This is a genomic window from Acinetobacter sp. A3 (assembly GCF_012371415.1).
Classification (GTDB): Bacteria; Pseudomonadota; Gammaproteobacteria; order Pseudomonadales; family Moraxellaceae; genus Acinetobacter.
The window spans coordinates 141,399-152,409 of sequence record NZ_JAAZQW010000001.1 but is presented as its reverse complement, the minus strand read 5'-3'; the positions used below and the strand labels follow the sequence as shown (position 1 = coordinate 152,409).

The window sequence follows — 11,011 nt, the reverse complement described above, 5'->3', positions numbered from 1 at the left end:
ATGGCAGGGGTAGCTGGATTCGAACCAACGGATGCCGATATCAAAAACCGGTGCCTTACCACTTGGCGATACCCCTATTGTACTGTGAAATGTCGTAATGGAGATTCATCTAGGCTATTCACGCAGTACGCGGTACATGGTGAGTTTGCCAAAATGTATTCAACATTCATTTCTGCAGTCACTTCAGTAAAAACACAAGCACCTGTACCTGTAAGCTTTGCTTGACCAAATTGGTCTAAATAACGCATTGCTTCATCGACTTCAGGATATAAATTTCGTGCCACAGGCTCAAAATTATTTCCAAAGTCAGATGGCTTTATCTGATAGCCGCAGAATTTAGTGGGCTTCGAGTTTCTTGTCAATGTTTTTTGTGAAAAAAGTAGTTGAGTGCTGATAAAACAGTCAGGTTTTAACACAATATATTGTTTCGGGGCTAAGTCTATGAATGTTAACCGTTCACCAATGCCTTCTGCCCATGCATTAAGCCCATGTACAAAAATGGGAACATCTGCACCTAGTTGCAAACCCAATTCCGCCAATTGGTCAATTTCTAAGCCACATTGCCACAGCTGATTGACCACAATTAGCGTGGTTGCCGCATTAGATGAGCCACCGCCAAGCCCTGCACCCATTGGGATGTGCTTTTCAATCGCAATATTTAACCCAGTCACTTGTTTGGCGTATGGCTTTAAAATTTGCGTGGCCTTATAAATCAGGTTTTGCTCTAAATCGACACTATTTAAGCCCTGAATGTGAATGTCAGTTGTGTCATTCACTTCAAATTCCAGCCAGTCATATAAATCAATCAATTGAAAAATACTTTGCAGTTCATGGTAGCCGTCTTCACGACGACCCGTAATGTGCAAAAACAGATTCAATTTAGCAGGTGAGGGAACACGAGTCATGGCGAAATTTAGCAAGTGATTAACGATTTTGGATGAGCATTGTAATACGGTTTTCCTGCCCTGACTCAAGTGCCTGTTTCAAAATCAGGCGGTTGGGTAAAGGGGCATTGTCGTTATAACTTAAATCGACTGTCCAATCATCTTCAATAAATTGCGTAGGGCGTTGTTGACTGTCTTTTTGAATTTGAGCATCTACGGTTGCAGGTCGGGCTTGTACCCAGTCGATTAAATGGGTAATAGGCGCTTGCCAGCCTGTGGCACGTTCCAATAACTCTTCAGGACTTTCTGCATAAATTAAACCCGTTTTGGCGCTGTTCAAGGTGACTTGCCCAGGTTGTCCGCTAATTTGGGTCTTACCAACACCTAAAATACCACTTAGCTCAATATCAAACTGTTGTTGCTGTTGTACCCAAGTGAAAAAGGCACTGCCAGACTGTTGCGGGGTACGCACGCCAATTTTACCTTGTAGGTTAAACTGATTTTCTGCTTCGACCTGTTGTGAAACATGGGCGGGAGATTGCACAAAAGGCTGACAACCTGTAATGAGCAGACTGCTACTGACAAACAGGGTAAGACCTAATTTTGAAAATAAACGCATAAAATCACTTAACTCTTTTTAACGGGCTGCGCTAACAATAGCGAATTTAATTGTTGCAATTGCGGATCATTCGGATGATTTTGTTGTAATTGTTGTAACACTTGGCTGAATTTTTGGATATCACCTTGCATATACAGTGATTTTGCATAGCGTGCACCAATTGCTGCGCTGTGGCTCAGTAAATAGGCTTTTTCTAAAGCCTGAGCAGACGCGGTATAGTCATTTTGCAAATAGCTGACATAACCCAAGGTATCTAAAATAGAAGCTTGCTCAGGTGCAAATTCAAGTGCTTGCTCTACATAGCGGCGCGCTTCTTCCAAACGACGGTTTTGCAGCGCAAGGGTATAGGCGTAAGCATTCAAATAGGTTGGGCTATTCGGTTCAATTTCCAATAACTTGGTGAGCAATTGATCCAGTTTGTCTTTTTCTTGATGTGCATCGAGCAGCAAGACTTCTGAATAAATCAGGTCTGGATCATCAGGCAAGTTCTTGATGGCTTCATCCAATAAACGCAGTGCTGCTTTTTTATTGTTCATGCGTTTTAAAATGTCGGCCTGTGCCTGATACAAATAACTGGCGTGTTGTGGGTAATTGACACGTTCCTGTGTTAAAAAGCGCAGGGCATCGTTTAGTTTATCTTGCTGGGCAAAAATACTGATCATGTTGCGGCGTGAAACCGTATATAGGCTGCCATCTACAAGTCGGTAATAGGCTTTTGCTGTTTCATAGTGCTGTTTACGTTCTGCATTGACCGCTAAATAATAATAAGCTTCATTTTGATATTGCGCAGAATAGCGTAGCTCGACCAAGTACTTTTCGGCCTTTTCGTATTGCTTTAAGTCAATACTGGTTAAACCTGCAAGAAACAAAGCTTCGTCTTCATCTGGCCATTTTTTTAAAATAGCTTCGAGTTTGCTTAGCGCCTGTGTCGCTTCATTCTTTTTGACTAGATATTTGGCTTCGGCCAGACGCACTTCAAAATTATTTTTGTGCTTATGACTAGACTTTGCATACCATGCGGCTGTTTCAGCTTCATTGCCTAATACGCCTAATAAATTGGCTTTCATTAAAATGTAGCCAGTCACCTTAGGACGCTTTCGTAATGCTTGATTAATGGTATTGAGTGCTGCTTGGTATTGTCCATTTTGGGCTTTTAAACCTGCAATCAACACTAAAATGGATGGGTTGTCTTTGGCTTTACTGGTGCGCAAGGCTTGAATCAGAAACTCTCGGTCTTCTGCAGATTCAGGGGCAATCCCTGCCAGAATTTGTTCTAGGTCTGCTGTGGCATCAATATTCAGAATTTTATCTAAGGTTTCTGCGGCCAAATCATATTCATGTGCTTTGAGGGCAATGTGCGCCAAATAGAACAGTGCAGGGACATCAGAAGGCTCTTGTACTACCCAATGCGTTGCAACATCGAGCGCCGCGCGTAGGTCATTTTGCTCAATTGCTATGTTTAAAGCACGCTGTTTAATTGAAGTTGAATTGTTTTTGATTGCCAGTACAGTGTAGTTGTGCAAAGCGGTGGGAATATCGCCATAGGCCAAGGCAAATTCGGCCACCATGGTTTGGTTTACAGCATTATAATTTGAATTTGCATGATAAATTTCTCCAGATGCTCTAAGATGAGCACTAGAAGCCATGCTACCGACCAGTAAGAATGTGGTAGAATATTGCTTAATTGTCGCGCCGTATGGTCGGCTATTTGTTTGACGCAATTTTTCTTGATCCAAGTAATGCTTTTTATGACACCGTTATTGCACAATAGCATAAATTTAGCGAAATGATGATCTGATATGTCTTTCTTTGCATTGGGTGTCAACCATCAAACCGCCTCTGTCGAGTTGCGCGAGCAAATTGCATTTAACCCAGAAAAGTTAAGTGCCTTGCTTGCTGAGCAAAGCCATCACCCCGAACTGAATGATTTGGTGGTCGTGTCAACTTGCAACCGTACCGAAGTCTACGCCATGTCTGAACATCCAGAGCAGGTGTTGAATTGGCTCGCCCGTGTAAATGGTATTGATGCTCAGCAATTAAGTCATCATGTTTATCGTTATGAAAATGCACAGGCTGTATCACATTTAATGCGCGTGGCCAGTGGACTAGACTCGCTCATGTTGGGTGAGCCGCAAATTATGGGTCAGGTCAAAACTGCGCTGTCTTTAGCCAAAGACTCACATACCGTTTCGCAACAACTAAACCGAATTTTTGAATATGCCTTTTACGCAGCCAAGCGGGTGCGTTCTGAAACTGCTGTAGGCAGCCATGCGGTGTCTATGGGTTATGCTGTTGCGCAACTGGCTTTGCAAGTGTTTAGCCATCCTGAAAAATTAACAGTGATGGTGGTAGCTGCAGGTGAAATGAATAGCCTTGTGGCAAAGCATTTGGCAGAAATGGGTGTCGCTAAAATTTTGATTTGTAACCGGACCCGTGCCCGTGCCGAAACATTGGCACAGGAAATTGCACATCGGGTAGAAGTTGAAATTATTGAGTTTGATCAGCTTGCCGCCAATTTACATCGTGCCGATGTGATTTCAAGTTGTACAGGCAGTTTGCATCAGGTCATTGCTTATCCTGAAGTAAAGGCGGCTTTAAAAAAACGCCGTTATCAGCAAATGTTACTGGTCGATTTAGCCGTACCACGTGATATAGATCCAAAAATTGAAAATTTGGATGGTGTGTATTTGTATGGGGTTGATGACCTGCAAACCGTGATTGATGAAAACTTGGCGCAACGTCGTCAGGCGGCGGTTGAGGCAGAAGTCATGGTCAATCAACTGGTGACAGAACTGGTGACTCAGCAAAAAGTCCAGCAAGCGGGTGCAACCATTCATGCTTATCGTGAACAAGGTGAAAGTTTGCGTGAGGAAGAGCTAAGTTTGGCAATGACACGTATTGCCAAAGGTGAAGATGCTGCACAGGTTTTGCAGGAATTTTCTTATCGTTTAACTCAAAAACTGCTGCATCCAACATCGATTTTGTTGCGCGAAGCAGCCAAAGGTGATGAGCCTGAGTGTTTTGAGTTTATGCAGGAAAACTTGGCAGAGATTGCCAAACGTCGTCGTAAATAAATACGACTTTAGGCCTAAAATTTATTTCTAACGATTAAGAACGAGCGCAGATCGCTTACTCTTCTAACAAGGTAAGCGATCTTTTTTTATCAATTTCATAAATTTGATGCTTTAAGCGTTTCATTTCTTCAATGCTGCTGAATTTCTTGGAGCGGATTTTTTGCTGTAAGCAATCGTATTGCAGTTTGGTTGAAAAATCCTGCGCCAGTTTATCGACATGTTCAGGGGAAGTGGTGTAATCGCTGACATTGGCTTGTTGTAAAATACGATGTAACTCAAAATGATAGGCTGCACATGCACCTAAAATATAATATTTAGCCTGTTCGGGATCATCTGGTAAATCATCAAAAATAATATTTAAAATATTTAAAATTTGATGCAGTAAGTGATCACTTGGAATCAAAGCACGTAAAGGCTCGAAGTGAATGTATAAATAGGGATGATTGATCAGAATCGCAATCACATATTCTTCGGCATCGACTTTGGTGCTAAAACTTAGGGATGCGTCATTATTGGTCTGTGCCTGCCATTTACGGTTAAAACCTAATTTTTCACGGAAAAACTGTTGCAGCAAATAGCGATAAGAGCCAGTTTTGGGTAATAGCTCGGTCAATTGTCGCAGTTCACCCATGACCTGACTTTTGCCTTCAGGGGTGCTGACATTATGGTTTTGGGTCAGATGTGCAAATACAAAGTCAGATAGTAAGGGAGCTTGATCGAGCAAGCGGCGGAAATTTTCAATCCCTTCGCGGCGGATGAGTGAGTCTGGGTCGTGCTCATTCGGTAAAACAAAGAATTTCAGTTCACGCCCATCATTTAACAAGGGCAGGGCAATTTCCAATGTGCGACGTGCGGCTTTTTGTCCTGCTGCATCGCCATCAAAAGCAATAGTAATGCGGTTGTTTTGACGGAATAGAATGTTTAAATGTTCAGTATTACTGGCTGTGCCCAAAGTTGCGACAGCACCATGAATACCGTATTGCTGTAAAGCAATCACATCCATATAGCCTTCAACCATTAAATAGTCTTGGGCTTTTTGCTTGCGGCCTTCATATAAACCATAGAGCAATTGGTTTTTATGAAAGACTTCCGAGTCGGGCGAGTTGATGTATTTGGGCTTGATTTCATCATTGAGTGCACGGCCACCAAAACCGACTACACGACCTTTGCTGTCACGGATTGGGAAAATCACCCGATCACGTAATAAATCGAAGTCACGTCCCTTGTCACTGGTACGAATCAAGCCTAGAAGTTTTAAGCCTGCAATGTCTTGTGGAAAGGCTTTTTCCAAATGTTGCCAGTCTTCAGGTGCATAGCCTAAACGCCAGAATTGCAGGGTTTGTGCAGTTAAACCACGTTTTTGGAAATACTGTTGTGCGGCAGGGCTATGCGGTAATTGCTGCTCGTAATATTGAGCCACGTTTTCGAGTAAGTCGTATAAGTTACCTTCCTGCGCAGGTGTTTCCTGTATGGCGTCCCATTGTTCAAAACCTGCAAAAGGGTCTGTACTGTTCTGAAATTCAGAACTTGAGTATTCAGTGCTTTGAAACTCGGCAAAAGGATCAAAGTCGATTCCCACACTCGTGTCAGCATCGTTAGCATGTTCGTTTGTTGCAGTTGGAGCCGCAGCAGTTTCCTGCTGATCTTTTACAGGCGGTTTTGGCTTTGCAATAGTTGCTGGCTTTTTGGCTTCACGTTTATAGGAGAGTTTTTTGCTGTCGTGCTGATCTTTCGGGAGTTCGATGCCTGTCTGACTGGCTAAGTCTTTCATGACATCCACAAAATTTCGGTTATCAATATCCATTAAAAAACGGATGGCGTTACCATTGGCCTGACAACCAAAGCAATGATAGTACTGCTTGTCACGGTAGACGTGAAAAGATGGTGTTTTTTCCTGATGGAATGGGCAACAGCCCGAATAGGTACGACCTGTTTTTTTTAGTTTCACGCGCTGACCAATCAGATCGACAATATCGGTGCGATCTAGAATTTGATCAATTGTGTGTTGTGGAATGGCCATACGTTTCGGTCTTTTATCTCTTAATTGGTTTGAAAGCAGTTTTTGCCGAACAGGTCGGAAACTGAAGTCAGTGTTGGCAGAATTATTCTCTTTTGTAGCTGTTTCTGCTGTTTGAAACAAGCCCTAGTAAAACAAAAGGCAAGTATCATAACTTGCCTTTGGTATTTTTCAAGATTGTCAAATCAGCTTGTGCTTATTTTATTCAGCACTGTCGTTTTGAGACTTAGGACGATCTAACAAACCAAAACTTAAACGGTTGGTTAAGCTGCGTGATGGTGCTGCTTGTGCATTGGCTTCAGATTGCTGTGCTTCGGTGCTGCTTTTCGCTTCACGTCCGAAAATACCCAAAGTGGCACGGTTAATCCAACTTGCATCGTGGCGTGCGGCACGCAAGTTCACGCTACCATCAGCTTTGACTAAGTTTGGATAGTTCAGTTTCAACACATCAATATATTGTTGTGCTGTTGCCTGATCGCCTAGTTTGCCATAACCATAAGCAACAGTTGCCAATGCTTCAGGAATTTGTGGCGTTTGTGGATAGTGTTCAATCACCCACAAAGAACGCTCAACTGCAGCGACCCATGCTTTACGTTTAATGTTGTAACGTGCCGCATTCATTTCGGCTTCCGCCAGTTCTTGACCAATAAACTGCATACGCTGTGCAGCGTCTACAGCATAAGTGCTTGAAGGATAACGACGAATAAAGTCGACAAAGTTTTGATAAGCCACTTTTAAATAGCTGACATCACGGTGCGATTGCTTGAGTGAGGTATAGCGCAACAAGCCATCATAGTTTTGTTCCATATTCGCCACGCCACGCACATAGTAGGCATAATCGGCTTTAGGATGCTGCGGGTTCATGCGGATAAAACGATCTGCAACTGCAATTGCACCTTCATAATCTTTTTGCTGGAATTTTGCATACAATAATTCAAGCTGCGCCTGTTGCGCATAATCACCTGTTGGGTAATATGTTTCTAAAGCTTCCAGATGCTTCACCGCATCGGTATATTGACCACGATCCAGTGCTTTTTCTGCTTTTTCAATATAAACCTGTTCGCTAGACTGCGGACCAGTATCGACCACTTCTTTTTTTGGATTGCTGCTACAGCCCACAATTGCAGACGCAACGCCGAGTGAAAGAGCAAGCATTGTTATTTTATAACGTGGTAGCGACATAAAAATTCCTCTGTTAATACGGGCAATGAGCTACAATTGCGCTATTAAACCACTTTTGTCTGAATGAGCAAATGAGTCAAGCACAATCTACCCATTCCAATTTACCTGAAACTGAGTTCAATTTACTTGAAGATGCTGAGGATGCAGATAACCATACTTCAGACTCAACTGCAACACGTTTATCGTTGCAATTTCAATTGGATGACAGCCATTTGGGACTACGCATCGATCAGGTTGCCGCGATCATTTGGAGTGAATTTTCACGTGAAAAGCTAAAACAGTGGCTGAAAGACGGTCATTTGTTGGTAAATGGTAACACGGTCAAACCTAAATATAAGTGCGAAGGCGATGAGCTTTTGACTTTAGAGGTGGAGCTTGAAGCGCAAACCCGTAGCCTGCCAGAAGATATTCCACTCGATATTGTTTATGAAGATGATGACATCATTGTGATCAATAAGCCTGTGGGCATGGTGGTGCATCCTGGAGCTGGTAATAGCTCAGGAACTTTGGTGAATGCCTTGCTGCATCATTATCCTAAATCTGCCGAATTGACCCGTGCAGGCTTGGTGCATCGTATTGATAAAGACACTTCAGGCTTGTTGGTCGTAGCGAAGAACTTAGAATCACAGTTTGCTTTAACCAAACAACTGGCGAAGAAATCAGTTTATCGTTTATACGACTTGGTGGTGTATGGCAACATGATTGCAGGCGGCACGGTTGATGAACCGATTAAACGCCATCCTGTAGATCGAATTAAAATGGCGGTCTTGCCGGGCGGTAAAGAGGCCGTGACGCATTACAATGTGAAAGAGCGTTTTCAGCACTTCACTCGCGTTCAGGCACGTTTGGAAACAGGGCGTACCCATCAAATTCGTGTGCATTTAAGCTATATTGGTTTTGGTTTGGTGGGCGATTCTGTCTATACCCCACGTGTGCGTGTCCCTGCGGGTGCATCGGCATTGTTGAACGATACATTGCGTAACTTTAAACGTCAGGCTTTGCATGCGGTCAAATTAGGTTTGGTTCATCCGAGAACACATGAAGAAATGATGTTTGAAGCGCCGTGGCCTGAAGATTTTAAGCAATTGGTAGATGTATTACGCAGCGAAAATGCAGCGTACTGATGCCATTCAACATCTGTCAGCTCAGATGGGGCTTTATATGCATTTAAAAGGATAGAGGCATGCAATTTGTTCAAGGACTCCCTGCAGGAGTATATGTCGGGCAAACCCGCATACAACATGTGCAGGCACTGGAAACAAGTTCTACAGAACTGTCTGGGTTTAATTTGGCACTGCATGTGCAGGATGATGCATGGCGTGTGCAGCAGCATCGTATGCGTTTGCTGGCAGAGTTTGCTAAATATGGGGTCGATAAACTGACTTGGATGACACAGACGCATAGTGTGTTGTGTCAGACCATTAATGAGCAAATCACTTTTGAAGCCTTAGAGGGCGATGGCTTGGTCACACAGCGTAAAGCACATGTTTTAATGATGATGACTGCGGACTGCTTACCTGTGGTTTTAGGCAATGCGGAAGGCACAGAAGTGGCCAACTTGCATGCAGGCTGGCGAGGTTTAGCCAACGGTATTATTGAAAACACCATTGCCGAAATGCAAAGTGCACCAACATGGGCGTGGTTAGGTGCTGCCATCAGTCAGCCATGTTTTGAGGTTGGAGCAGAAGTAAAACAGGCCTTTTGTGATAAATATTCTGAACTGGAAACGGCCTTTATAGATGGGCAACAATCTGGTAAATACTTTGCCGACTTGTATGCGATTGCACGCTATATTTTGCAGCAGCATGGTGTCATAACGGTATTGGGTGGTGATCAGTGCTCATATTCGCAGGCCGATCAGTACTATTCTTACCGCCGTCAGCCACGTACAGGCCGCATGGCAACATTCGTGTTTATGCAGGCTTAGTGTTAAACTTGACTTAATTATTTGGTTTTAAACATTCTCATGTCAGTGTCTCATTCAACATCTTCTTGCGCTGCAATTCGTGTGGCGGTGGTTTATCACAGTCCTTATGGCCATACTGCTAAGGTGGCACAGCATATTGCCCAGGGTGCTACACAAATGGGCGCACAAGTTGAGTTGATGGCGGTCACTGAAATTGAATGGGATAGCTTAGACCAAGCCGATATTATTATTATGGGCTGCCCAACGTATATGGGAAGCATCACTTCAGCCTTAAAACAGTTTATGGAAGAATCTTCCAAACGCTGGTTGGCCAGAACTTGGCAAGGCAAACTTGCCGCTGGCTTTACCAATGGCGGTGGGTTAAGTGGTGATAAACTGGCAGTCTTGCAACAAATTAATTTATTTGCAATGCAGCATGGCATGTTGTGGTCAGGTTTACCGTTTATGCCTACGGGCCGTAGCCCACATGACATTAACCGTATGTCGAGCTTTTTGGGTTTAATGACACAATCAGACAATGCCAGTGTAGAAGTTACGCCACCAGAAGGTGATTTAGAAACTGCGGTCAAATTTGGCAAGTATTTGGTGGAATTAAAACTTAAAGCCTAAGTTTGATTCGACTTTTACAAATGCCATAAAAAATGCTCGATATTTAATCGAGCATTTTTTATTGGTAATGCTAATTTTTAAATGATGGTAATTTATTAAATTACTTGTGCATCAAACGCGCTTTATCACGCTGCCAATCACGGTCTTTCTCTGAAGCACGTTTATCATGCAATTGTTTACCTTTAACCAAGGCAATTTCCAGCTTTGCCAAAGGGCCTTTCCAATAGCAAGCCAAAGGTACACAGGAATAGCCTTTTTGATTCACAGCACCCATCAACTTTTCAATTTCACGACGTGACAATAAAAGTTTACGGGTACGGGTTGCCTCAGGTACAACGTGAGTAGATGCAGACAGTAGCGGCTGAATTTGTGCACCAAATAAATAAGCTTCATTGTCACGAAATAAAATATAACTTTCGGTGATGGTCATGCGCCCAGCACGTAAAGATTTGACTTCCCAGCCTTGCAGTGAAAGTCCAGCCTCAAATTTTTCTTCAATAAAATAATCGTGGCGTGCACGTTTATTCTGTGCAATTGTGCCGCCCGTATTTTTTTTAACTACAGTTACCTTCGCCATAATCAATTACTTCCAAACTTATGACTATTGTGCCTCAAACAAGGACTAGCTGACAAATCAAAATCGTTGCAACTATAGACCATATATCTGTGAAGTTTCATAATTCGGTAGACTTTGTTCAC

Annotated in this window: 10 protein-coding genes and 1 tRNA gene; 4 read left to right on the top strand and 7 right to left on the bottom strand. The window is 43.1% G+C overall.

Annotated elements, in window-relative coordinates:
• Position 1: 1 nt before the first annotated feature.
• From HHA42_RS00710 to HHA42_RS00695, 4 genes are all read right to left on the bottom strand, one after another.
• Positions 2-76 (bottom strand) — tRNA-Gln (locus HHA42_RS00710).
• A complete protein-coding gene (gene ispE / locus HHA42_RS00705) occupies positions 75-905 on the bottom strand; it encodes a 4-(cytidine 5'-diphospho)-2-C-methyl-D-erythritol kinase (protein ID WP_168525057.1) in 831 nt (276 codons plus the stop codon). Before ispE ends, HHA42_RS00710 begins: the two co-directional genes overlap by 2 nt.
• Positions 906-924: 19 nt before the next feature.
• On the bottom strand, positions 925-1,503 hold the full coding sequence (lolB, locus tag HHA42_RS00700; RefSeq protein ID WP_168418026.1) for a lipoprotein insertase outer membrane protein LolB: 579 nt from the start codon (positions 1,501-1,503) through the stop codon (positions 925-927).
• Positions 1,504-1,511: 8 nt separating this feature from the next.
• Complete coding sequence (locus HHA42_RS00695; RefSeq protein ID WP_168525055.1) at positions 1,512-3,224, bottom strand: tetratricopeptide repeat protein; 1,713 nt, start codon at positions 3,222-3,224, stop codon at positions 1,512-1,514.
• 78 nt (positions 3,225-3,302) lie between these two features.
• Between HHA42_RS00695 and hemA the strand changes: the two genes are divergently transcribed.
• The gene (gene hemA, locus HHA42_RS00690) at positions 3,303-4,577 is read left to right on the top strand and encodes a glutamyl-tRNA reductase (protein ID WP_168418028.1); all 1,275 of its coding nucleotides are present in this window, start codon (positions 3,303-3,305) and stop codon (positions 4,575-4,577) included.
• Between the two features lie 55 nt (positions 4,578-4,632).
• Here the strand turns inward: hemA and HHA42_RS00685 are convergent, their stop codons facing one another.
• Both HHA42_RS00685 and HHA42_RS00680 read right to left on the bottom strand, forming a co-directional pair.
• Positions 4,633-6,597, bottom strand: a complete 1,965-nt coding sequence (locus HHA42_RS00685) for a CHC2 zinc finger domain-containing protein (RefSeq protein WP_168525053.1) — start codon at positions 6,595-6,597, stop codon at positions 4,633-4,635.
• 198 nt (positions 6,598-6,795) lie between these two features.
• Positions 6,796-7,776 (bottom strand): outer membrane protein assembly factor BamD, encoded by a 981-nt coding sequence (locus HHA42_RS00680; protein WP_168460904.1) that lies wholly within the window; start codon positions 7,774-7,776, stop codon positions 6,796-6,798.
• A 71-nt stretch (positions 7,777-7,847) separates the two neighbouring features.
• On the opposite strand from HHA42_RS00680, the gene rluD reads away from it, so the two are divergent.
• The 3 genes from rluD to HHA42_RS00665 are packed head-to-tail and all read left to right on the top strand — an operon-like array spanning position 7,848 to position 10,312.
• Positions 7,848-8,900: a 23S rRNA pseudouridine(1911/1915/1917) synthase RluD gene (rluD, locus tag HHA42_RS00675; protein ID WP_168418031.1), complete on the top strand. Its 1,053-nt coding sequence runs from the start codon at positions 7,848-7,850 to the stop codon at positions 8,898-8,900.
• A gap of 59 nt (positions 8,901-8,959) precedes the next feature.
• Complete coding sequence (pgeF, locus tag HHA42_RS00670; protein ID WP_168418032.1) at positions 8,960-9,703, top strand: peptidoglycan editing factor PgeF; 744 nt, start codon at positions 8,960-8,962, stop codon at positions 9,701-9,703.
• A gap of 39 nt (positions 9,704-9,742) precedes the next feature.
• Positions 9,743-10,312 carry a flavodoxin family protein gene (locus tag HHA42_RS00665; RefSeq protein WP_168418033.1) on the top strand — a complete coding sequence of 190 codons (570 nt, stop codon included), beginning with the start codon at positions 9,743-9,745 and terminating at the stop codon, positions 10,310-10,312.
• 100 nt (positions 10,313-10,412) lie between these two features.
• On the opposite strand, the gene smpB is transcribed toward HHA42_RS00665, so the two are convergent.
• Complete coding sequence (smpB, locus tag HHA42_RS00660) at positions 10,413-10,889, bottom strand: SsrA-binding protein SmpB (RefSeq protein ID WP_168418034.1); 477 nt, start codon at positions 10,887-10,889, stop codon at positions 10,413-10,415.
• Between the last annotated feature and the right edge of the window lie 122 nt (positions 10,890-11,011).

What these genes read in the sequence shown, in the direction of transcription:
- ispE (WP_168525057.1), bottom strand. Translation starts at nt 905, where the DNA reads ATGACTCGTGTTCCCTCACCTGCTAAATTGAATCTGTTTTTGCACATT.
- lolB (WP_168418026.1), bottom strand. Translation starts at nt 1,503, where the DNA reads ATGCGTTTATTTTCAAAATTAGGTCTTACCCTGTTTGTCAGTAGCAGT.
- hemA (WP_168418028.1), top strand. Translation starts at nt 3,303, where the DNA reads ATGTCTTTCTTTGCATTGGGTGTCAACCATCAAACCGCCTCTGTCGAG.
- HHA42_RS00685 (WP_168525053.1), bottom strand. Translation starts at nt 6,597, where the DNA reads ATGGCCATTCCACAACACACAATTGATCAAATTCTAGATCGCACCGAT.
- HHA42_RS00680 (WP_168460904.1), bottom strand. Translation starts at nt 7,776, where the DNA reads ATGTCGCTACCACGTTATAAAATAACAATGCTTGCTCTTTCACTCGGC.
- rluD (WP_168418031.1), top strand. Translation starts at nt 7,848, where the DNA reads ATGAGTCAAGCACAATCTACCCATTCCAATTTACCTGAAACTGAGTTC.
- pgeF (WP_168418032.1), top strand. Translation starts at nt 8,960, where the DNA reads ATGCAATTTGTTCAAGGACTCCCTGCAGGAGTATATGTCGGGCAAACC.
- HHA42_RS00665 (WP_168418033.1), top strand. Translation starts at nt 9,743, where the DNA reads ATGTCAGTGTCTCATTCAACATCTTCTTGCGCTGCAATTCGTGTGGCG.
- smpB (WP_168418034.1), bottom strand. Translation starts at nt 10,889, where the DNA reads ATGGCGAAGGTAACTGTAGTTAAAAAAAATACGGGCGGCACAATTGCA.